General features: G+C 56.4%; 14 protein-coding genes. 7 read left to right on the forward strand and 7 right to left on the reverse strand.

The window, feature by feature from the left end; all coding sequences use genetic code 11:
- Window positions 1–72: 72 nt before the first annotated feature.
- Window positions 73–1,173: a glycosyltransferase family 4 protein gene (locus WHZ77_RS29670; protein WP_375311189.1), complete on the reverse strand. Its 1,101-nt coding sequence runs from the start codon at window positions 1,171–1,173 to the stop codon at window positions 73–75.
- A 534-nt stretch (window positions 1,174–1,707) separates the two neighbouring features.
- On the opposite strand from WHZ77_RS29670, the gene WHZ77_RS29675 reads away from it, so the two are divergent.
- Both WHZ77_RS29675 and WHZ77_RS29680 read left to right on the forward strand, forming a co-directional pair.
- Window positions 1,708–2,529, forward strand: coding sequence for a hypothetical protein (locus WHZ77_RS29675; RefSeq protein WP_375311190.1), 822 nt, complete (start codon window positions 1,708–1,710; stop codon window positions 2,527–2,529).
- Window positions 2,530–2,563: 34 nt separating this feature from the next.
- Entirely contained in the window at window positions 2,564–3,355 is a 792-nt protein-coding gene (locus WHZ77_RS29680; protein ID WP_375311191.1) for a heparin lyase I family protein, read from the forward strand.
- Window positions 3,356–3,533: 178 nt separating this feature from the next.
- Here WHZ77_RS29680 and WHZ77_RS29685 read toward each other — a convergent pair whose 3' ends face one another.
- The 3 genes from WHZ77_RS29685 to WHZ77_RS29695 form a co-directional block, all read right to left on the reverse strand.
- Window positions 3,534–4,727, reverse strand: a complete 1,194-nt coding sequence (locus WHZ77_RS29685; RefSeq protein WP_143843208.1) for a polysaccharide biosynthesis/export family protein — start codon at window positions 4,725–4,727, stop codon at window positions 3,534–3,536.
- A gap of 374 nt (window positions 4,728–5,101) precedes the next feature.
- Window positions 5,102–6,196, reverse strand: coding sequence for a glycosyltransferase (locus tag WHZ77_RS29690; protein WP_375311192.1), 1,095 nt, complete (start codon window positions 6,194–6,196; stop codon window positions 5,102–5,104).
- 145 nt (window positions 6,197–6,341) lie between these two features.
- Window positions 6,342–7,151: a heparin lyase I family protein gene (locus tag WHZ77_RS29695; protein WP_375311193.1), complete on the reverse strand. Its 810-nt coding sequence runs from the start codon at window positions 7,149–7,151 to the stop codon at window positions 6,342–6,344.
- A gap of 541 nt (window positions 7,152–7,692) precedes the next feature.
- Between WHZ77_RS29695 and WHZ77_RS29700 the strand changes: the two genes are divergently transcribed.
- Window positions 7,693–9,057 (forward strand): undecaprenyl-phosphate glucose phosphotransferase, encoded by a 1,365-nt coding sequence (locus WHZ77_RS29700; RefSeq protein WP_375311194.1) that lies wholly within the window; start codon window positions 7,693–7,695, stop codon window positions 9,055–9,057.
- A 936-nt stretch (window positions 9,058–9,993) separates the two neighbouring features.
- Here the strand turns inward: WHZ77_RS29700 and WHZ77_RS29705 are convergent.
- Window positions 9,994–10,314 (reverse strand): hypothetical protein, encoded by a 321-nt coding sequence (locus tag WHZ77_RS29705; RefSeq protein ID WP_375311195.1) that lies wholly within the window; start codon window positions 10,312–10,314, stop codon window positions 9,994–9,996.
- Between the two features lie 330 nt (window positions 10,315–10,644).
- Here WHZ77_RS29705 and WHZ77_RS29710 point away from each other — a divergent pair, with 330 nt between their 5' ends.
- The 3 genes from WHZ77_RS29710 to WHZ77_RS29720 all read left to right on the forward strand — a co-directional run bounded on the left by WHZ77_RS29710 (window position 10,645) and on the right by WHZ77_RS29720 (window position 13,130).
- A complete protein-coding gene (locus tag WHZ77_RS29710) occupies window positions 10,645–11,472 on the forward strand; it encodes a glycosyltransferase family 2 protein (protein WP_375311196.1) in 828 nt (275 codons plus the stop codon).
- A gap of 25 nt (window positions 11,473–11,497) precedes the next feature.
- Complete coding sequence (locus WHZ77_RS29715) at window positions 11,498–12,607, forward strand: GNAT family N-acetyltransferase (RefSeq protein ID WP_375311197.1); 1,110 nt, start codon at window positions 11,498–11,500, stop codon at window positions 12,605–12,607.
- Between the two features lie 109 nt (window positions 12,608–12,716).
- Window positions 12,717–13,130, forward strand: coding sequence for a hypothetical protein (locus WHZ77_RS29720; protein WP_375311198.1), 414 nt, complete (start codon window positions 12,717–12,719; stop codon window positions 13,128–13,130).
- Between the two features lie 31 nt (window positions 13,131–13,161).
- Here the strand turns inward: WHZ77_RS29720 and WHZ77_RS29725 are convergent, their stop codons facing one another.
- Window positions 13,162–13,920 carry a hypothetical protein gene (locus tag WHZ77_RS29725; protein ID WP_375311199.1) on the reverse strand — a complete coding sequence of 253 codons (759 nt, stop codon included), beginning with the start codon at window positions 13,918–13,920 and terminating at the stop codon, window positions 13,162–13,164.
- 1,445 nt (window positions 13,921–15,365) lie between these two features.
- Window positions 15,366–16,769 (reverse strand): oligosaccharide flippase family protein, encoded by a 1,404-nt coding sequence (locus WHZ77_RS29730; RefSeq protein WP_375311200.1) that lies wholly within the window; start codon window positions 16,767–16,769, stop codon window positions 15,366–15,368.
- Window positions 16,770–17,135: 366 nt separating this feature from the next.
- Here WHZ77_RS29730 and WHZ77_RS29735 point away from each other — a divergent pair, with 366 nt between their 5' ends.
- Complete coding sequence (locus WHZ77_RS29735; protein ID WP_375311201.1) at window positions 17,136–23,531, forward strand: amino acid adenylation domain-containing protein; 6,396 nt, start codon at window positions 17,136–17,138, stop codon at window positions 23,529–23,531.
- Window positions 23,532–23,533: the final 2 nt, after the last annotated feature.

Consider the following 23,533-nt stretch of genomic DNA (forward strand, 5'->3'; position numbering starts at 1 on the left):
TTCAAGCGCACCGCGACCTAAACATTTATTGCCCGCACGTCGGGTTCCCGGCAAGACCTCCAAAGCCAGGACTTAGCTGTGTAATGGAGCTGTGGCGCTCCGCCATATCTCTATTAATCGTGGCACATAGACCCCGATTTCATATTTCGAGGCGTGATCGGCCTTGGCGGCCACCCCAAGCGCGACACGAAGGCGGTGATCGACAATCAGCCTGCGAAGAGCAGAAGCAAGTGCATCCACATCCCCTGTCGGAACAAGCAGGCCGTTCGTGCCATCGATGATCACGTCGGCCACTGCGCCAACCGGTGTCGCAACGACGGCAAGCCCATAGGCAAAGGCTTCGAGGATCGACATCGGCAGATTTTCCGCAAATGACGGAAGGACGAATACATCGGAACCTCGCAGGACCCTCTTCGTCGCCTCGGCATCCAGCCAGCCCGGCACCTTGACCCGGTCCGCAATGCCCAGCTGCTCCACTCGAGCCTTGGTCTCTTGAACTTTTCCGTTTCCAGCGATCGTCGCTGTCCAATCCAGATCGCCATTCAGGCGTCCCAACGCTTCGACGAGTTGCGGCGTACCTTTTCGGCTTCCGAGTTCACCGAGAAACGAGATCCTAACACTCCCGTTCCACGGCGCATCGCAGGCAAAATCGGCTGGCAGAGTCGCATTTGGAAGGATGATTATTCGGCCCTGGACTTGAGGCACATGCGCCAGAACCAAATCCGACCAAACCTTTCCGAGGACAATCACGGCGGAACTCTCCGCAAAGAGTCGATCAACCCACATGCGCACGCGAGGACTTGCCGACGGCCAGAACTCCTGAAACCGCGAGCCATGAAGATGAACGACGTAAGGTATCCCCAGACCCCGCGCAAAGCGCGCCAGAAACGCCTTTCGAATAGCGCTTCCGTCGGCGGCCACGTTGATATGCAGGATGTCGACATCGCCTCGTTGTTTGGCGATCCAGAGACGGGCCAAGGCCCGGCCGAAAACGAACGGCGCCATGACCCGCGCACCGGGACCGCGCGTAACCAATCTGGAAACTCCGGCGCGCGCTGAATGACCCTCGCTGATCTTCGCGACGATCAAATCCGTCAAGCGGTCGATCCCCCCCCTTTGATGCTCCCCGAACGGGGTGGCAATCATCACCTTGATCGGCCGGGCAGAAACCATTGGAAATACCCCTTGTTGTATAATTAAGGTGCGTTTCTAACTCGGAGCGAGGCAAGGCAAATCCTACAATCGGCAGACGATCAATTGGACAAGGGTTAATTTCGCCTCGGCAACTCGCCTCCTAAAGGTCAAAATTATGTTTCCGCCACGGATGGAGAAGGCGCGTTAATCTCAATAGAAGAACGAATTTATTTCTGGTGTTCCACAGGTATTTTTAGTTTAATGCAACGCCATATTAATTTTGGGTGCGGTTGTTAGGACAATCAACCTCACCGCCTCGCATAGATATAAATTGGAACAAGTTTAATCCGTGCACGGTGATACGATCATCCACCGCCTTTCGGATGCGATTTGCATCGAAGTCGACATAACCGCGGGATCCTTACGGTCACCTGATCTTCCGATCACAAAACGAGGCGTCGAGCAGTTCCAACTGCGTGCGTCGTCTCACAGCTTCCGACCAGATCTAGCAAGGTCGGCTGCTAAATTGCGAGACTGCATGTGACTAGCTTATGGGACTACGCACGACGAGAATTGGACATCTGGGCGGATTCCAGTTCTTCAAAGGCTCATTTCTGGATTCGCGACGACGATGCCGTTGAGACGTCAACAAATCTGAAGCGCCTTAGCGACGTGGCTACTCGACACGAGACCAAGATCGGGTTGGCAGTTATTCCGGGAGAAATAACTACGGGCCTCCAAGAATATCTCGCCGAAAGCGTTCATCAATTCTACCCGATGTGCCACGGCTGGAAGCACATCAATCACAACCTTGGAAAAAAGCCCGCCGAGTTTGGCCCCGACCGACCGATTGCCAGCATGATCGAGGACGCAGAGGTTGCATTGCGCTCCTTCCAACAGTTCTTTGGCTCGTCGCAGCCAATATTTGTCCCGCCCTTCAACCGTATTACGCCTGCGTTGGTCAGCGCCTTGCCGCACGTCGGATTCGCTGGAGTTTCGCTCATGCCTAGCTATTTCGAGCGGAAGCTCTTGCAGTTGAGTTCTCGCATGCAATGGCGTGGAATTGTCAGAATGCCGGAATTCAAGGACGGTCATCGGATCGACGTTCACCTGGACATCATCGATTGGAAGGCGAGAACGGCTCAGAGCGTCGAAGTCGTCTCTGACTGCCTTGTCCAGCAATTGCGGGGTAGAAGGCTCGGCCTCTTGAAGTCCGATGCGCCGATCGGGATTCTGACACATCACCTGGTGCACGATGAGCCTGTCTGGCACGCTCTCGAGAGCTTGCTCGACTTCCTCAGATCGCACGCATCGGTGGAATTCATAGACGTCGGCCAGTGGATTGACGGCTACGCCGCAGATCAACGTCGCGTCGCCTGCAAGCAAGCCACGTAGGGAGGCTAAGATCCCTCGAATGAGAGGCTCAATCATGCGAATCTCACACCGGCTCGCCGCTGCGGTGACAACCGCGTTCTTCGCCATCCTGCTGCCGGTGAACTGCTCCTCCAGAGCGCAGGATGCACAGCCAATGAGATGGACGGCCGTCGGAAGCTCGGAAGGACCTATCACCATCGATGGCACGCCATACGTAGCTGAAACAGCCGGCGCAGACTGGAGTATCCGCAGGGCATCAGTCGACACGGCCGATATAACGCGCTTCGAGGTGCGGGCGGGAGATGTTTGGGGTGAGGACCGCTCGTCTGGCGAGAACAAAGAGCGTTCCGAGCTTGATGGCTACAAGCGTCGCTATGAGTACGGCTCGGACGTTTGGGGTGCCTACTCGTTCCTGATTGAGCCTGGCGCTGAATACCAATCCGACTGGACAGCCATCAGCCAGATGCACGGATCCAAAATTCGGCCATTCCACATACACTTCAAGGCTGGTCGGCTGATCATCTACAGTGAGGCATCGGGATCCCGCTCAGGGCCGGAGACAAGCATTCGCTACAACCAAATGCTCAGTCGCAACGAATGGCACCACGTGGTGTTCCACCTGCGCGAGGGATCGACCAACGGGCAGCTCGAAATCTGGCTCGATGGCAAAAAGGCGGTCGACTTTTCCGGGATGATAGGGGCGACGGGTAACCAAGCCTACTGGAAGTATGGGATCTACCGTGGCTACGGCCCGATCGCCACGCCCCTCGCTATTCAATTCGCCAACATGGAGGTCGGAAAGTCCGATCTTGTCGCAAGGGTGGCGACGCCGCTGCCGGTCAAATAGGACCAACTAAGCGAGCCGCCACAGACACTCGGAGGGGCACCCGTCGTACAATAAACGGTCATGCATATGACCACGACTTAGTGCTCTGCCATAAGTCGGCGGCATGCCAACTGCGGGGCAAATCAAGTCCCCCACGTTTCAACAGGGCCTGCCGAACACCGAGGACGTTTTCGGTCGCTCAGTTACCTGCGCTTATGGGCTGGGTCACAATAGTGGTTCCGCCACCAGTACTAAGCGCTTTCGCCGAGTTCGCGAGTGTGACCGGGTCTTGAACGGTCGCCACGATCGTCCTGACAAAATTCAGGAACTTTGTCGATTCAACAGCCGCAGCGTTCGAAACATAAATCACGTCCTTGTTGCGCATTTCGAACCGCGAGGTCAGAAAATAGCCGCCAGGATCGCGCAGATCAGCCTGATAAATGATCGGGATAACAGGTCCCTCGAAGCGAGAAATGTCGACCCCAAGTTGCGCTGCAACCTCGCGCGTTTCGCCGCGATAGAGGAACACGGAGGCCGGGTCTGCCGTCAGGTCGCTCAAGCCGGTCGCTTTTGCGATCGCTTCGGACAACGAAACACGCCACGCTTCGAACGGGAACTGCCCTTGGCGGCCCGATGCCCCAAAGGCGAGGAACGTGCGCGGCTCGCGGTATAGGTAGATCAAGTCACGCGGACGAACATAAATGTTGTTCCCGGGTTCGTCGATGAGAGCGCCGAAGGGGCTGACAGCCTTCTTACCGTTCCTCTCAAGCACCACCCATGATTCGTTGCCTGCCCCCAAAAGACCGCCAGCACGTCCGATCGCTTCGAGCAGGCGTTCTCCGCCGGCATTTGCAGCATAACGGCCAGCCGCACGAACGTCTCCCAATACCGTATAGGCGGAGGAACGCTGGTCGAGAAGGGTGACAACAGCATTGGGCTCAAGCGATCGCTTCTTCAGGGCCGCGACGATCTCGCGCTCGATCTCTGCCGTCGTCCGCCCCTTGGCAGGTATGGGCCCTGCCGACGGTACCGTTATGTTGCCGTCCGGGCCGACCGCCTGGGGCGGGACGGTGAAGAAGTTGCCCGGTCGCACTCCCAGATCGTTCTGCACAAACAGGCCGGCGCCCGTTTCGTAGACGGTCACACCGAGGATGTCCCCAATCTCCACGACAACCCGCTGGGGCCCCCGCCCGTCGGCAATTCTGCCTGCGATCCTCGGCGCGTGGGCCGCCAGGATATTGAGTGCCTCTGGCCGCAATCGAACAAGGGCATAGGGAAGATCACCCTGCCCGGATGTGATGTCCCAGCTTTGCGGACCCGCAACCGGCATGATCGCGCACCCACCCACCAACGTTGCAATCAGCGCTGTCAGAAACGCTAGGCGGAAATGCATGCCCCTACCCCTGTGTTGCTCCGCTCTAACACGGAGAGACTGCAGAGGAGGATGACCTGAAAGCCCGCGATTTAATATTTTCAACCAAGTGTTTCCCGAAAAGCACAGAAAAAGCCGTGATAGACGCGAAGAAACCTCGACCGAGGCGATATTTCGGCCGCCGAAATGCATATTCGGACGTCTCACGCTCAATTTTTGCCTGATTCAGGTAAATGGTTCGCTATTGCGGGTCGTCTTCCCCGGCATTGGACCGCTCAAGCCGATCGTCCGAATCACCTACCTGCGTGGTTTACGCGCTCCTCGGGGAAGCCGCGCTTCGACCCTCCGCCGGAACGGCCGTCGCAAGGCCGAGAAGCCTAATAGTACTCTGGAGGCTATCGTTGTGCAGCCGGCTGCTTCGACCAAACGGGATAGATCCCTGATTCGAGACCTGCACCGGCGTACAATGGGCCTCTTCCGGGATCAGCGGCCTCACGATCAACTGAATGCACGAGGCGGCTTGCAATTACTGCGTTGGGAGAACAACGAGATCTAAGAACTCCAACGACAAACCCACCGGCTGAAAGATGCCAGGTGATGACGCTGAAGAGCCCGAGGTTTAATGACTTTGTGCGGACGGCCATTGCGATGACCGGTATTCCCAGGGCGACGAGCAGAGTCAAAGACGGCAAGGCCGATTGGGCCACAACGATGGCGAGCGCCCAATAAACCCATACGCCAATCGAGAGTGGAACAATTCTTACCTCCCGCAGCAGGCGTCCGACGTACTGACCTGCCATCGCCGCGCGGAAGAGTTCACCGCAGCTCAAAAAGCGGCCGCTGAGGACGCGGTGCCAAAGGAGCGACCACGTTCCCATGACGTAGCTGTAGTGGTCGACTGCCTTGTCTTCCAACAGCACAAGGCGCCAACCCGCGCCGCGAAGCCGCGCTCCCAAGTCGTATTCCTCAAATGCATGCAGATTGCGGTCGGACAGGTACCCGACCTGCGAAATGGCGACCCGCCGATACAGCCCGCCGCCATTCAGGCAATCAACGTCAAGCTTATCCTTCCTGCGCGCGCGCTGGAAGCGCTTGACCCGCCCCTTGAGCTCGAGATTGTCGGTCCGCATCTCATGGATATATCCGCCCACACCTGCCACGTCTTGTTGATGATCCAGGATGCCGACTGCCTTGCGGATGAAGCCGGCATCGAGCTCCATGTCACCATCGAGGATGTAAATATATTCGCCCTTGCAGTACTGATAACCCAGCTGGGGCCCAACACCACATCGTCGTTGTGAAGCACTCTCCAGCACGACAACAGACGTCGGGAACTGCCTTGCGATCGCGACTGTTTCATCCGTTGAAGCGCTGTCGGCGACAATGACTTCGCCCTCGTAGTCCGCAATAGCGGCGAGCGCGCTCTGGACGGCCCTCGCGATGTTCGTCGCCTCGTTAAGGGTTTTGATAATAATACTGATCTTACTCATTTTGCGCCCTGTGCACTCCGGAGCCGCGCCAAAGCATAACTGTAGCAAGAGAATGGGATTTAATCCATTGAGACTCGGTCGCGCGTTCAACATGCTGAACGCGCCTGACCATCATCGCGCCGATGCCCGGGTGGGCAGGGCAAACCTAGTCATGATCGTCAAGACGACCGTCTCTGGTACCAAACGCTTGCCGCTCGACTGCGGAAAAGGTGGCGCCTCGAATCGTTGGACCAATCCAAAGAACGTCCGTCCGCCCCTCGACCCTGCCACCGCGATAAAGTCCCTGCTTGACATAGACACGTCTGCCAGACGGAGCCGGAACAGTTCCCTCAAGCGCCAGTTTGAACCGCTTCTCGCCTTCGTCCCGCCGCCAGATGGCGAAGGCGCCACTGCGCCAGTCCACCCTAAAAATAAAATCCGTCCATCGGCCTAGTGTCACGAACCCGCCATCCGACAAAGCAGCTTGATTGAATGTATATCGCTGAGGGCCGCCCATGGTTTGTTGAGCTGCTGCCAGTCCTCCCCACCCGTAGAATTGCCAAACAACGGACCAGCTATTGCAAGCATTTCCGCCGTCGGCCGAGCAGTCGGCAGGGGCGAACGCGGACCAAGGGAGTTGCTGCCCCTCCCAATTGCTTGGGAAATAGTAACTGGTGGCATAGTATTGTAGTCCGCTCGCAGGTCCTTCCCTAATCTCTGTTCCGCTGCTGTCTTGCATCGAAAACATTTCGGCGCGCTCGCTGTTGGAGTTGAGCGAAAGCGGGTCGTCGTTAGGCTGCACTTCGATGCGGACGGCCGGCTTGCCATGCCAGGTCTGGAAACCATCCACCTGCACCCGACAATCGTCCACGGCCTGTTGACCGTACCAACCGCCTGTTCGAAGCTCTCCCCAGTTCGTCGCGAAGGTGACGCCTTCATCCCGGGGCCCGCTGCTGGGAGGAAGCCGATAGGTCACGTGCCTCCCTCCACGAGGCGCCATCTGGCATCGCTTCGATGATTCTGGCGTAACAGCCGTCGCTCCATTCCGCAGAATGCGCTCCCCAATGGGCTGTGCCTGAATTGCGGCCGCAAGGGCGACGACACCAAACAGAAAAAACAAGAATTTTATCAAGGCTGGTTGCCTCCAGCGACGCTCAGACCGTCAGATGGACTGAGCATATTACCTAGGCACCGGCTCTCAACAGGCCATTTGGGTGGACGGCGCAACTGGTCGATGATTCAAGCCACGAAGGCCGTATTGCCCCCGTCCCGACGGCGCGAGGGCGCATGAATACCCTATGCGCCGATCAATTATTTAATGTTGCACCAAGTCGTCACTTGACTATAGTGGCATAGTTAATTCTTATTTAATTTGCTGGCAACATTTACTATTCACCATATTCAATTGGTTCGGTGCTAATTTGACAGACGGCTCGGATTTCTCAGGCGACGTTGGTCGGCTCGAGCGCTGGTCCTTAGGGAGGCGTCTTCGCGTTTCGGAGAGCGTCGTACCCTATTTGCTGTCGACGCTCGATCTTACGGTCATCCTCCTTTCGTGCGCCGTTGCAGGAGGTGGCTATCAGTTGCTGGTCAATCATGACCTGCCAAACCTGCCTTCCTATTGCGCGATAGGGATCCTCGCTGGGCTGCTTTACGTGCTCCGAATGGGGGGGCGTGGGCATTACAGACTTCCCGAAGCGATGGCGCCCGCCCTTGAGACTGGCGCAATCATATCTGGCTGGTTTGTGACGGCGCTCTTGCTGGCGCTCCTTGCCTTCCTGCTCAAGATTGGTCCGAGCTACTCCCGTGGCGCATTCGTTACCTTCAACCTTCTCACGCCGTTGCTTCTGCTGGCGGCGCGTAACCTCTCGAAAGCATCCCTATCCATTGCCGTTTCTCACAAAATCGTTGGCTGGCGTCCAATCGTATTGATTGGCTTTTCGGATGAGATTGCCGCGCTGAGAGAGCAACGTATTCTGACTCGCGTTGGCGCGGGGGATATCAAGACCTTCGTGCTGAGCGAACCAGCAAGTCCGGTGACCACGCTTACCGACGCGAATATCCTGCGTTCGGCATGCGACTTCGCGAGACGTCAAGACTGCCGGGAAATTCTACTCGCTTTGCCATGGACTGACGCTGGGCACCTCGAACGTGTCCGGGGTCACTTAAAGACTCTTCCGGTCACCGTCTGGCTTCTGCCCGACGCCAATATTCGTCTGCTGACGCGTGATGCAGCGTCCGAGTGCATTCGTACCCTTGCCCTTCACGTCCAGCGTGCTCCGCTCAGCGAAGCCGAATGCTTGATCAAACGTACGGTCGACATCGTTCTTTCCACCTTGGCTCTGCTCTTCTTTTCGCCGCTCCTGGCCATTACAGCGATCGCCATCAAATTGGACAGCCCGGGTCCGATCATTTTCCGGCAAGAACGAAAAGGCTTCAACAAGAAGCATTTTACCATATTCAAGTTTCGAACGATGACGGTTCAGGAGAACGGTCCGGCGGTCGCGCAAGCCATCCGGGACGATCCGCGGGTGACAGATCTCGGGCGCATATTGCGATCCATGAGCGTCGACGAACTGCCGCAACTGTTCAATGTCTTGAAGGGGGACATGTCCCTGGTCGGACCGCGTCCTCACGCACTGGCCCACGACGACCAGTTCGAAAAAATGTTGAGCAACTATTCGAATCGCCAACACGTCAAGCCGGGCATTACCGGATGGGCTCAATGTAACGGCGCCAGAGGCGCTACTCCATCGGTCGACCATATTGCGCAAAGAGTTCGACTGGACCTTTGGTATATCAACAACTGGAGCCTGAAACTGGACGCCAGGATCCTGATCAAAACGCTTTCGGAAGTTTTGAAGCAACGGAATGCATATTAGGCGCCGGAAAAGGTCGGGCCCATTCCTCCCTTGAGACGCTTTGCAGGTAAGACGCGGAAGGCTCCGTTCGATCTTCATCCGCGGGGGATAAACAACCACGGCAGATGATGAGCTTCTTGCTCAACCTCTCATCGGCCGCGCGGTTCATAGCCTCCAGCGCAGCTCCCCACTCTTTGGAGTACGGCTTGAGCTTAGCAAGGTCGGCTTCCGTGGGAACCTCATCTCGCGTTACTTGCGGCATGTTAGCAGCCCCCGTGCTTGCGCCGCGAAGATTACCCGGCCTATGGGGGGTGGGAAGGAAAACCGGCACGGCGGCGCGAGCACCCCGCTCTAGGCCCGCATTCTTGGACGACTGTGCGTAGCCTCTTGTCTCCCTGCAGCACCCGCAGAGACACAAAGCCATCGCCAGCAAGATCACGATGCGCCTGGCCATACGGGTCAACACCCTTGGCTCACATTGATGATTGACGATTTAAATATAACAGTAAGGTTAATATTCAGTTAGCCGATCTCGACGCACGCACCAAATCCCGTTTGTCGAGTGATTTCACGCACGACGGGTCCGCTGACGGCTCACGATAGAGCGAGAGCCGAACCTCGATTATGTGAGTATTGCGTGGATAGACGCTTGCCTATTTAAAAGCGTACGAGAGCTGAGCCTCCGGCTCGCCATCGCTGGCGCCCCGGACTTCCTCTCTCAGCGCGTTTACCGTGCTCACCATTTTGAAACCATCGGGAAACTCGATGAGGCAGGCATACATGGTACCCACCGCGAGAAGGCGGCATTGCTGCCCCTGCCGGCCCCCGTTCGTCCACCGATAGGTATACGGAAAATCGGAGTAGGAAGGATACTCGCTCATAAGTCAGCAACCTGACGACCTGTTTGCAGCGGCCAAGGCGTCAATACTCTCTCCACGACGCGGCCTCGGATCCGATCTAGTTGCAGAATTGCTGATTGCCATAACGCTGGCAGGCACGACCATTGCTGAAGATAGTCGTGTTGCCGTAAGTCTGCGCCGTCGTACCGTTGCTGAAATACGTGCTGTTGCCAAAGGTTTGGAAGGTCGTTCCATCACTACTATAGCTTGTACTCCCAAAGCGCCGCGAGGTGTCGCCGTTGCTCCAATAGGTAACGCCTCCGTTGCGCGTCCCGGAAAAGCCATCGGACCCGCAAGACGCCTGCCCAGCCGCTGACTGGCAATTCTGAGCCTGGGCCGACGACCCCCACAACAACAGCACCGCAAGAACTAGCCGCATGGTCACCTCCCGTGCACAAAACACGACCTTATACTTCTACGCAGAACTTGCCAGTCTTCTTGTCGTGAAGGGTCTACGCCGGATGACGGGCGGCGCGCACGATTGATTTCACAGCTCTCGATCACAGGACTGGTTCCCCGCCCTCGGGCGCCAACAGCGTTCACCGAGTCTCCCGTCCATCCTATTCGGCTGTTGACCCGGATGCGGCCCTTGATCGAACGATCGATAACCAACCGCGCATTTAAACGTATAAAACGGACTCCGTTGATGCTAATAATTACGTATTTCAAGCTGCGTTTTGTCGCACCCTTGAGTTTTCGGTGGTGAATAGTGAAACCAATTGATTTCACAGTCGTAATTCCAACGTTCCGCCGTCCGCTCGAACTCCGCGAAGCTATCTCGAGCGTACTCGATCAGCGCGATGTGGAGATCGAGATATTTGTGGTCGATGACAGCCCGGAGCGGTCAGCCGAGTCAGTGGTCGCAAGCCTGAACGACCCACGAATAGTATATATGGCCAACCCCCAACCGACAGGTGGCTTCCCCAGCGCCGTAAGAAATTTGGGCTGGCCATCCGGACGCGGAGACTTTGTCCATTTTCTCGACGACGATGATATTATTCCTCCGGGGCATTATGCAGCCGTCAAGGACCTTTTCGCCAAGCACACCGATGTCGGCGTCGTTTTCTGCCGGATCGATCCTTTCGGCAACTGTTCACCAACACAGTTGCAACAAGAAAAATTGTACTTCGAGAAAGCAGCGCGGCTTGCAAACCTCTGCCAGCGCCTTCGCTCGCGACGTGCCTTTGTCGCCTGCCTCATGTTCCATTGGGCACTACTCGTCTGCAGCGCAGGAGTCCTGCGCCGACGGTGCGTCGATCAACTCGGCGGCTTCGATCCGCAACTTCGACTCCGCGAAGATGTGGATCTTTATGCGAGAGCTATGCGACAATTTGACGTGTGCTTTCTCGATCGGGTTGGACTTAGATACCGTATTGGAAGCCCCTCACTCATGCATGCGCCCAACCTCACGCAATGCGATGTGGACGATCTTCGCGCAGCTCAGTATCGAACAAACACACGGTACAAGTCGACCTGGGGTGTATTTGAATTTTATGCCTTAAAGATATTTGCACGCACAGTATTCAAGTTCGTATGAGGCACAAAGTTTATATGGCAAAGCGATGTCATTGATCGTCAACAGGCTATCACAGTCAACGGCCTTTGGGCAGCTGCAACACGAGTGGGAGAATCTCGACAGTAGCTTGTCGCCTCGGACTCCATTTACTTCGCCGGTCTGGAACGAGCTATGGTGGAAACACTTTTCTCGATCGGGATTGTTGCGACGTGACGAGTTCTTGCTCCATGAAATCCGCCGTCCCGATGGAGAACTCGTCGCAATTGCCCCGATGATGCGAACTTATGAACCCGGCTTCGGGCCAGTCCGTTTGTGCAAGGTGCAGTTCTTCGGCACTGACCCGAGCCTCACCGAGGTGCGGGGGCTGGTGTGCAGGGCCGAACATCAAAGCGATGCGCTATATGCGCTCGCCAAGCATTTTAGCGAGAAGGAAAACAATTGGGATGTATTCAAGTGGAGCGGTCTTCGGTCCGACGCGCTCAGTCAACTTCCTCATGACAAACTAAGAACCGAGCGGATCCTGCCTGACTACGTTGTGAATTTGCCCAACCGTTGGGAGGCGCTCCACGCGACCCTCTCCAACAATACCCGCAAGAGCATTCGAAAGGGGTATGAGTTTCTCGATCGAGACGGGCACAGATTGGCGTTACGCGTAGCCGAGTCCGCTAACATCGACGCTGAAATCTTGCACCGCTTCTTTCGACTTCATCAGGCGCGATCGTCGGCCGCCGATATGAAGCAGCATCGAGACAACTTCCATACCGCTCAGAGCCGAGGTTTCCTAGACGACGTCATAGGTAAATTGGCGTCGCGCGGGCTGGTACGCGTTTTCGAACTCGAGGTTAATGGCGAGGTTGTTGCGTCCCGAATTGCCTTTGCCCTCGGCCGAGACATCTATCTCTACTTCTCCGGTTTTGAGCCGAGCTGGAAAAAATATGGAGTGATGACCACTCTCGTCGTGGAGATCATCAAATGGGCGATCGAGCAGGGCTTCTCAGCGCTCAACCTGTCGACTGGCAAGGACCAATCAAAGTTGCGCTGGATGCCGACGGAGATCGTTCTGCACGATATCGTACAGTCGAGGGAATCAATGCGGAGTCAGCTGGTCGCTCGATCTGAGCTCTGGCGACGGCGCGGTCTCAAAGCGGTGCCGTAGCGTTGGATTCCAACGTCCGAAGAGGTGGCGGTTATGGGAGGAGACGCCGAGCCTTTGAGTAGATCGTCAGTCATAATTGCGACGCGATTAATTTTGAAAGGCTTTTCACATGAAGTATTTTGACAATTCACCTTTACTTCGTGCCAATCGGCCTCGTCCTCATCGACGCAGAAAGCCTCAAGCTGCTGGTGATCTGCTTAAGCAAGTCGAGAAACATCTGCAGAATGGATTAGGTGGCGAATTGCTTGCCGACAATCCCGCTATGGACGAGGATTTCATCCGGTTGCGGACGCACTACAACAATATCTGCCGCTATCGTGAATTGAAGGCGACAACGCTTACCTCGTCGGAGAGCGAGTTTATCGAACGCCGATTGATGGAGGAGAACTTCGCTCTGGAAGCTCTGATGTCGGCAGTTGCACAGCAGTATGATCAGGGCTCGGCCCAGCCAGGCTCCATCGCCATCGACTTACCTCGATCAGAAGGCTGCGCCTCCGCGATTCGCGACGACAATTCTTTCTGACAAGGTCAAGTGTTCGGCATCTATCGCCCCTTCAAGTTCTGCGGATAATATCCTGGTCACCAGATCGGTCGCGCGGTGTGGCGAAAGGATTGTCGTTATCCTCAATTGAAGCCAATTTTTCGAAGAGCTCTTTGAGGTTGTTCTGGTCATCGAAGTCGAGCGCTGGAAACGCCGTGGCGATCTCGCCGGTCGCCGTCTTGTGGCCGTCCCAAACTTCCTCAAACGCGCGGGACGGCATTATGCCATCCTCTGCGGCATCGTACGACCCGCCGGTGAGCAAGGAGGAAGGCGGTCGAGCAGCCGGCGATACAAGTGTTGTAGCCTCCGCGTTATCCGCAAAGATGATTACTTGCGTCGGCAACTTTGCTGCCTCGCTCTGTATGGCATCATGTCTTGCGGCGCTGACGATCAGTTCGAGTATGGCAGGCAGAAGTTCTCTTCGGTTGATCGCCATGTACACTCGGGCGAGTTGATCCACATATTGGGAGCCAAATCGGCTGAGGACTGCCGCGACGCTTGCGAGCTCAGAATCGGATTTCAAAAGAAGCTCCCACCCTTCCTTATGCTCAATTCCACTTGCCAGATTGGACGGGATGGCAAGTTCATCGGGGGAGACGTCCGGGAGATTTGGTTGAACCAACTTCTCTTCCAGCTCGATCGGCGGACGTTTGGCTACGACTTGGAGCAAAATCAGGCCAAGTCCCATGGCAACAAACCCGATCGTTGCCCAAGCGATCGAGATGCAGAGGAAGAATCCGAAGATCAGCAACAATGCCCCTGCAATATTCATTTCGCACAATCGCCAATTAAACAAATAAAGACTGGATGGTATTTAATTGCGACAGTATTCGCAAGGTACGGCCTGAGGGCCCCGACTGCAGGTTTCTCACGTGGGAAGTTCAGTCTCGAAGGAGGATTCTGGATGGACCGCTCCAAAAGATCGGCCAATCGGAAGGTAAATGTGAAAGACAATGCGGTGGTTCTGCTACATTGTGTCTAACAATAGCCCGACCATCGCGCGCGAATCGCCGTTGCTTGGACAAGGACGACATGAAAGGGAAGGTACATGGTGAAAGCTGCTCCCCGCTTCAGCGTAGCCGGCACGTTCGGATTGCTCCTGCTGGTTCTTCTGCCGGCGTCCGCAGATGCCAAATCACGACACGCTTCCGGGCCCTACAATTACGGGGCGACAAACGCCTTTTCCTGGGGACCTGACTTTCAGTACTACAATTACCCGCTCTATGCCGGCTGCCCGGGAGATGGCGGCCCTCCGCGCTACCCTGTCATCGCGACGAGCACCTTCAGCAATCAACCGGTGAGGACGACGGTCGGTTCGTGGAGCTATCGCGGAGTTTCATACGGCTTTCCGCAGCAATGGTGCCGTCCTCAATGAGCATAGGGTGACTGATTGAGGCTCTGGACCTGCAACTGCTCAGCATGCATGGTCTAGACTTTAGGCGCGCCTTCGCGGGGCGTCGGTAGTGGCGCGGCGTTCAATCAATCCACAACCGCGTTTCGGGTGAACGCGAAGCCTTAGGGGGCAAAAGGTACTTATCACCCCCAAGGTCGATTTTGTCCCGCGGCCCCCGCAATCTCCTGCGACGGTTAGGCAGCTTCACCTTGAGGTTGCACTGGTCCCCATTCATGTTTCTGCTAAGCGAATGACGTCAGGCCCCTAAGCCGCCCAATTCCTGTACCACCCTTACCGACGGTGGCTGATTGCGACACGATTCGCTCAGGAATGTTGAACATGCCGATGCGCGGCGTGGTGCCTAGGGGACCCGAATGTCGGTAATGTGGATCTTGCTCGCATGCGCTTGCACGCTCATAGGCGTGAGCATTGCGATCGCAATTTACGCGAGCTCTATGATAGCGCGTTCTGGGGCTGAACGGAGGGATCGCGTTAGCATACTAAGCGGCGATAAACCTGCCCCTTCAAAGCCCGATCCGCACCCGTCTCATTCAGTGCATCGGACTGCCCATTCCTCCTGACGGGTCGACCGGGAAGGTCGGTTGCGCCCCAGAAAGCACGGCTCTGCGGCCAAAAGGCACCCGCTTGGCTCGTAGGTCGCGGGCTAGAATGCAAACTCCGCGATATTAAACGCCGCACAAATCATCCATCCTCAAGGAGCTACGTTTATTTCCAAGAACACCGCAACTTGGTTCGCCCGAACCTGACGATGGTTTAATTGAGAAGGTGTGGGTCGGCATCGATCTTTCTCAATTTTTAAATGGTTAAGGCATTTGCACGACAATCTTTCGCCTTAAAATTACAAACGCTCGTACCAGTTGCTGAAGAAGCGGATGGCGCGTGATAACCAGTCCAATGCCCCACCCGGCTAACGAGAGTGATACACAGAGCGCCCCTGCTTCGATCGAAAGGCTGTCAGGCCCGCCATGAGTGAAGATCAAATAAGTCGGGCCAAGGCTACTTAAAATCGAAAGCAAAATGCTTTTGCGAAGCGCGCCGAAGAAATCGCCCCAGCCAAAGTCAAGATATCGACGAACGACCGCAACGGCGATCAGCGCGTTCAGGGGCACGATGCCGACCAAACACCACGAGATCGCCAAAAGGCCATGTCCGGCAACCAAAGCAACGGCCGCCGTATTCAGCGCCGCCTGCACAGCCACCAGAAAGGGCAACTTTCTCACGGCCCCGACCGCCACGAGAACGGGATACTGAAGAGCCCAAGGAAAGGAGAAGGCCGCGGCAAGACACAGGATCTTCACAAGTGGCGCAGCGTCCAGCCATTGAGGCCCGAGGAGAAGCGAGATTAACGGCGTCGAAAGCGCGGCCAACAACACCAAGCAGGGCCAATGCACCGCCGTAATTAATTCAAGCGCACTGAGATAGATCGCTTTCGTATCTGACTTGTCGCGTACACTTCGTGAGAAGATCGGAAGCATGACTGCTCCGACGCCAGCGAGGATCACGCGCTCCGGAAACACGGAAATAAGTACGGCGCGCTGCGCAAGTCCGACGCTTGCAGAATCCAGCGTCCGCCCGATAATTAGATAAGGCGCATATTCACCAATCGCTGAAACTAGGGCTGCGGCGCTGTCGAAGGCCCCAAACCCCATCACGCTGCGCCATTCGCTCAACGACGGCCGGTAGATCGAGCGGTCTGCATAAAGAAGAAGGCAGAGAATGCTTCCCGAGGCAGCCGAAGCGGTCGCCGCCCAAGCGAGCGACAGGAAGCCGAAACCCAACTTTGCCAACCAAATACTTGTGAGCCCTCCGGAAAGGGCCATCAATATGTTGATCAACGCAAAGGTTCGAAATTCCATTTCGCGGTTCAGCAACGCGAAAACCGGAAAGACGAAAGAGCCCAGAAGATATCCGATGGTGGCGATCTTAATATAGCGACCGACCTCAGTAAGACCGTAGAAACTCGCGATAAAACCCGCGGAGAAATACAGGCAGAGGGAAATCGCCACTGATACGAGAATGCTTATCGTGATGCTCGTGCGGACCTTTTTCGGAGTCAGCCCCTTCTGCTGAATCAGATAGGCGCCTCCGCCGAATTCTCTAAAGGCTTCTGCGATTACGAAGACTGAACTGCCGAGAACTGAAACGCCGAAGGCGGCGGGGCCGATCAATCTTGCGACGACAATTGCGACCGCAAGATTGATCGACATAACGAGATATCGCCCGAACGATGCCCAGAGGAACGCGCCCCTCACCCCCATCCTGCCCGCTCCGTGGAACCGGTCACGAATGCCCTGTTGGTAATGTCTTCCTGCGCAACAGGCTCCGGGTTCAACGGGCGGCCATGAAACGCGGCAAAATCGGCGGCAAATCGACACACCCGATCAGTCCAGCATATATGCACCCTAGGCAAAGTCGCTCCGGTTCCAGGCTAATCGGTCTATTAATCCTATGACCCGGATGTGGGCATCGGCGGAATTATTCCAGTATTATGCAATCTGTGATACTCGGATAGCTTAGCCACGGACAGTTAGTTTTACATCGTTAATTTCGAGTGGGCCAGGAGCAGACTCCCCTTGGACTTCGATAATTCCAATTTCGATAATTCGAAACTTCTCCCATTATCGCAAGGCCAGCTCAGTATCTGGCTGGCCCAAATGCTCGACCAGAACGATCCCGCGTTCAATATCGGCGAGTGCGTCGAAATTTGCGGTGCCGTCGACAAGGAACGTTTCGAATTGGCTCTGCGTGAAGCCGTGATGGAGGCGGACGCGCTTCACCTCCGAGTGGTAGATACGAATGACGGGCCCCGGCAATACTTGGGAAGAGACGACGACTGGGCTATGCCGTTCGTCGACTTTACGCCGCAGAATAATCCCCGTTCGGCGGCCGAAGCATGGATGCGGACGGATATGTCTCGCAGCTTCGACCTTGCTCGCGGTCCCTTGTTTCGATTCTCTCTCCTTCGCATCGGCACTGCCTGCTACTTCTGGTATGCCGTCAACCATCATTTGGTCAACGACGGCGCTGGCTGGACGCTCCTGCTCCGCCGCGTCGCAGAACTGTACGGCCATCTGACCAGCCGTAGCGACTACGAACCTCAACGCTTCGCCACTCAGGACGACCTGATCGAAGCCGAACGAGCGTATCGCGAATCCCAACATTTCGTGCGCGATCGAGAATATTGGCTGACCGTCCTTAGGAATCGACCGAAGACTGCAAGTCTTTCAACCGTAAACGCCACGCGACAGGGCGTCCGGCAGCTCACCGGGTGGATTCCCGGCGACGTGGAGATCGAGCGCCTCAGCCGTGCTTACGGATCGAGTGCCGCGGCCGTGATGATGGCCGGCATCGCTCTTTATTTTTGTCGCATGACGGGAGCCAGCGACATCGTGCTCGGGATGCAGGTATCGGCGAGAATCGGAAGTCAATCGAGACGCGCCGTCGGCATGGCAGCCAACGTGATCCCCCTTCGCCTCAACGTAAACCTAGACGAGGATTTCGATACCCTGTTGCAACGGACCGTTCGAACAATGCGGGGGGCCTTTCGTCATCAGTTATACCGGGTCGAAGACCTCAGGCGCGACCTGGGGATCTTGCCGCAGAACGACATTTTTTCTGTCTTCGCGAATTATATGCCGCTTGATGAAAATATCAAATTCGCAGACCACCCCATCCGCCGCGCTCCGCTGGGTAATTGGCGCGTGGAGGACATCCAGTTTGTCTATTATGGAGGTTCGGTACAAACCGGATACCGGATCGACGTTGTCGGGAATTCTGCCAAATATACCGTCGAGCAACTCGATCAGCACCTCCACAAACTCTGCGACTTGATAAATCAGTGCACCGCGAGGCCAAGCACGATTTGCGGTCGCGCTAATCTGCTCACATCCACTGAGCGAGAGCGGATACTGATCGGCTTCGCCGGCAATCGCGACGGTCATGCTGGCGATACGCTTGTTCATCGGCTCTTCGAGCAGCAGGCGAAAGCTACTCCGAATGCGATTGCCGTCTGCTTTGAAGATATCAGCCTGACCTACTCGCAATTGAATGTTCTTTCCAACAAGCTCGCTCACCGTCTGCGTACTGAAGGAGTCGGGCCAGAGGTCTTGGTTCCCGTCTACCTCTGCCAGTCTATCGACATGCTGGTGGCTGTCATCGCTGTCCTGAAGGCGGGGGGAGCCTATGTCCCGATCGATCCGGATCTGGCATCGGAGCAAATGGCATCTTTGCTCCGGGCAATCGATCCATCTGTCGTCCTGACCGCAGGTCACCTGCGGGCGCACCTGCTGGACACCCGCTATAAAGTCATCTCAATCGATGAAGCAGATCTTGCGGAATTCGCAGGGGCCGACCTTGAGGCCGAGGCGATGAGATTGGCGCCCGGCAACCTCGCCGCCGTGATATTTGCGTCGGGTCCCACGGGCGACCTAAAAGGAATGCAGCACGAGCACCAGGGGATTGTAAGTCGGTTGCAGTGGATGCAAGACCAATATCGTCTATCGCACGATGACCGCGTTCTGCAGAAGACATCGTTGCAACTGTCCGCATCCGTTTGGGAATTCTTCTGGCCACTCACGGTTGGGGCGAGACTGGTCGTGGCGAAACCTCGGGGGTATCTCGAGCCGCTGTATCTAAAACAGTTGATCGGCGCGCATAGCGTCACGACTATCCACTTCTTTGTGTCGGCCCTGTCGTCGTTCCTCAATTGTGCCGAGATGGATAGCTGCAGGTCCATCCGCCGCATTCTCTGTAGCGGCGAACGGCTTTCGCCGCAGGTGTCGCGACGCTGCTTCGAGCTTCTGCCGGATATACGGCTTTACGACCTCTATCAGCCAACCGACGGAGCGTCCGAGGCCATTCACCGTGAGTGTCTAGTTGCCGATCCAAGTTCAAACACACTTGGACGCCCGATCGCGAATGCCCAGATCTATATTCTCGATCAGTTGATGCAGCCGGTACCAGTAGGAGCCACGGGCGAGATCTACATCGCCGGTGCCGGCATCGGGCGGGGCTATTTCCGGCAACCGGCGCTCAATGAAGAGCGGTTCGTTTCATCAATCTTTGCCCCGGACGATCCGGATATCCGGCTCTATAAGACCGGCGACTCCGGGCGGTGGCAACCAGATGGCTCGGTGGAACTGATGGGCCGCCGTAACGACCAAATTGAGCTTCACGGCATCTGGATGAACTTGAATGAAGTCGAGAGATGCCTGAAGCAAGTCAAGCGGGTGAAAGACGCAGCGGTCGTTTTGCGCGAGAACACCGTGGGCATGCGCGAGCTGCTGGCTTATTTCACCGAGACCGATGCAGACCCGGCCGAGCTCGGCCATCCGGACCCGCTCACGATCTCAGCTATGCAGCGGGCGTCGTCCCACAGCCTTCCCGTTCACTGGAGGCCAACCCGATATTTACCCGTCGCAGCGCTGCCTCTAACCGCCGGGGGAAAGGTGGACCGCCCCTCGCTTGCCGCACGACATCCACCCCAAGAAGATGCCGTCGCCGATTTCGGGCCCCAGGGAAGTACAGAAATTGCCCTCCATGCGATCTGGCAAGAGGTGCTTCGGATCGAGCATTTTGGCCGGTACGACAATTTCTTCGAGTTAGGCGGCCACTCCCTACTGGCAACCCAAGTCGCCTCGCGCCTATCCCGAATTTTCAATCTTGAAATTCCGCTTCACACGATCTTCGAAGCTCAGACTTTGAAGGATCTGGCGCGGCAAATCGAGCAAGCCATAGGAGCGACCAAACAGTTCGTTGTGCAGTCCCGCGGTGTTGGTCATCGATCGCCGGATCCCGATTCGGATGGAAGCGACAAATCGCTTACGCGTATCGTCGCTCCAATAGCCCCATCAGTGGAAGTGCCCTCGACACTCTCTTATTCGCAGCAGCGAATGTGGCTCATACAATCACTCGACCCGCAAAATACAGCCTACAATCTGAGTGGTGCGGTACGTCTATTCGGCGATCTGGATGGAGAGGCTCTTTCTCGCGCCCTCGATGAGATGCGCCGACGGCATGAAAATTTGCGGACAACGTTTCAAGAGGTGAACGGCGAAGTACGGCAACAGATCAACGCTTGGCAGCCTCAAAAACTCAGCGCGACCGACCTGCGCTTGCTCGGTAACTCGGCACTGGCCGAGGCAATGCGGATGGCTCAAGCAGCCGCGCAAACTCCAATTGATCTATCCCGCGGCCCGGTCTTTCAGACGTCACTGTTCCAGATCGCAGACAAAGAACATCTGCTTCAGCTGACCCTGCACCATATTTCGGGCGACCAATGGTCGGTCGGAATCGTTGCCCGAGAATTGGCCGCTGCATACAATGCGTTACGGATCGGACAAAGCGTAGCGCTTGATCCACTCAAGCTCCGTTATCACGATTATGTAGCGTGGCAGCGACAGCAACAAAGCCACCATGAGACGCAGTTGGCGTATTGGCGCGAGCAACTGCGAGGATTGCCCGCACTTGAGCTTCCGACCGATTTCGTTCGACCACAAGTGCGTGGATTGAATGGCGCGAGCTATCTGACATCGATAGACCCGTCGGTACTGTCGAAGCTGGATCGACTGAGTAGGCGTGAGGGATGCACCCTCTTCATGACGACCTTGGCGGCCTTCGCTCTTCAGTTGTATCGCTTGACCGGGCAAGACGATTTCGCGATCGGAGTGCCGATCGCCAATCGTACCCACAGCGATTTGGAGAACCTCGTAGGGACATTCGTCAATACTCTTGCCCTACGCATTGATCTCTCGGACAGGCCCAGCTTTCTCGCGCTCCTAAAGCGCGTCCGCACTGTTGCACTCGATGCTTACGCCCGGCAGGACGTTTCCTTCGACAGATTGGTGCAGGACATTTCGGCCGCACGGGAAAACAACAGAGCACCTCTCGTGCAGGTGATGTTCAATATGCTGAACGTCCCGTTTCACGGTGTTTCATTTGACGGGTTGAAGTGGGAGCCGGCCGTCATCGACCGCGGGGGCGCTCAGTTCGAACTAAGCCTGTCTATGGATGCTCAAGTGTCGCACAGCATCACGTTCGAATATAATACGGATCTGTTCGAGCAACGCACGATCGAGCGTTTTGCCGCCCAGTACCTTCGCATTCTCGAACAGCTCGCGGACGACCCTACCTCTAATGTCGCATCGGTTCCGATTTTACCTGAGGTGGAGCGAGCTCAGCTTCTACACTACGCCGGTACTTGTAATACGCCGTGCGCAAGCAGGCCGCGATTCATAACGATGTTCGAAGAGCAGGTCGTCCGGTTCCCCGACGCACCCGCGATATCCTTCTGCGGGCAAACGATCACCTACGCTGCTCTCAACGCGCGCGCCGGCGTCGTCGCAAATAATCTGCGTAGTCTCGGTATCCAACCAGGCGACGGAATAGCGCTTTGTATGGCCCGATCGACCGACATGGTCGCGCTCCTGCTCGGGATACAAAAGGCGGAAGCATACTATGTCCCCCTTGATCCGTCATTCCCCGCAAACCGACTGTCGTATATGCTGACCGATAGCAAGGTTCGCGCCTTGATTACGGACACGGATTCCAACGACCATATTGTTGCGCCTGACGACATACATCACTTCGATAGCAGCTCCCTCACGATCGTCACCGGAGCCGCAAGCGACAACGGATGCTCGATCGACTCGTCGAAGGAAAGAACCGCTTACATTATTTATACGTCGGGATCGACAGGGCGACCGAAGGGCGTCGTCGTCGGCCATCATTCACTATCGAATTTCCTCTCTTCGATGTCACGACGCCCGGGCTTGCATCCCACCGACGTGATGGCTGCCGTCACAACCATTTCGTTCGATATCGCCGGGCTCGAACTTTATTTGCCCCTGAGTATCGGCGCATGTATCGAGCTGGCTTCCAAGACCACGGCGTCCGATGCGGCCGCGCTATCCCAATTGCTCGCGGACAGTGGCGCTACCGTCATGCAGGCGACGCCGGCAACCTGGCGCATGCTCATTGACGGCGGCTGGAAAGGTGACGGAAAGCTGCGTGCCTTGTGCGGCGGGGAAGCGCTCTCTCGCGATCTCGCGGACGCGCTGCTCGCCCGAGTGGGCGAATTGTGGAACTTGTATGGGCCGACCGAGACGACAATCTGGTCGACTGTTGCGCGAATTGAGCCGGGCGACGCACCCATTTCGATAGGCGGCCCGATCGAGAACACGCGCGTTTACATTGCGGATCGAGAAGGTGAACTATGTCCGATAGGAATTCCCGGGGAAATTCTGATCGCCGGCGACGGTGTCGCAATTGGATATCAGGGCCTTCCGGAAACCACTGCAGAGCGGTTCTTGCAGGATCGTTTCACTGGGCGCGAGGGAGAACGACTTTACAGGACCGGTGACCTCGGCAAATGGAGTTCAGACGGCGAGCTTTTTCACCTTGGCCGCATTGATAGTCAGGTCAAAGTGCGAGGCTTTCGGATCGAAATCGGCGAGATCGAGTCGGTGTTGCGACAGCATCCTGCTGTAGCTGACACGGTCGTCGTCGCACGGGAACTGAGTTCGTCAGATTGCCGGCTGGTCGCCTATGTCGTTTACAGGGACGAAGATGTAATCGTCAGTGAGTTGCGAAACTACCTCCGGAATCACCTCCCGGACTACATGATCCCGGCCGTTGTGGTGCCGATAGACAACATCCCTATGACGCCGAACAGAAAGGTCGATCGCAAGGCCTTGCCGGATCCGTTCATCGCCCAAGTACGGATGGATCCGGAGCGAATCGTTCCGGCCTCAGCGATCGAGAAACTGGTCGCCGACGTCTGGCGTGAGTTGCTCCACGTGAAGGAGATCGGCGCAGACGACAATTTCTTCGAATTGGGCGGACACTCGCTCCTGGCGGTAAGAATGGTCAGCATCATCAAACAGCGAACTGGGCGCGCATTAGATCCACGAACCCTCTACTTCAAAACTCTGCGGCAATTCGCCGAATACGCCGATCGTGAAAACGAGTAACT

The sequence above is a fragment of the Bradyrhizobium sp. A5 genome (genome assembly GCF_042076515.1).
Classification (GTDB): Bacteria; Pseudomonadota; Alphaproteobacteria; order Rhizobiales; family Xanthobacteraceae; genus Bradyrhizobium; species Bradyrhizobium cosmicum.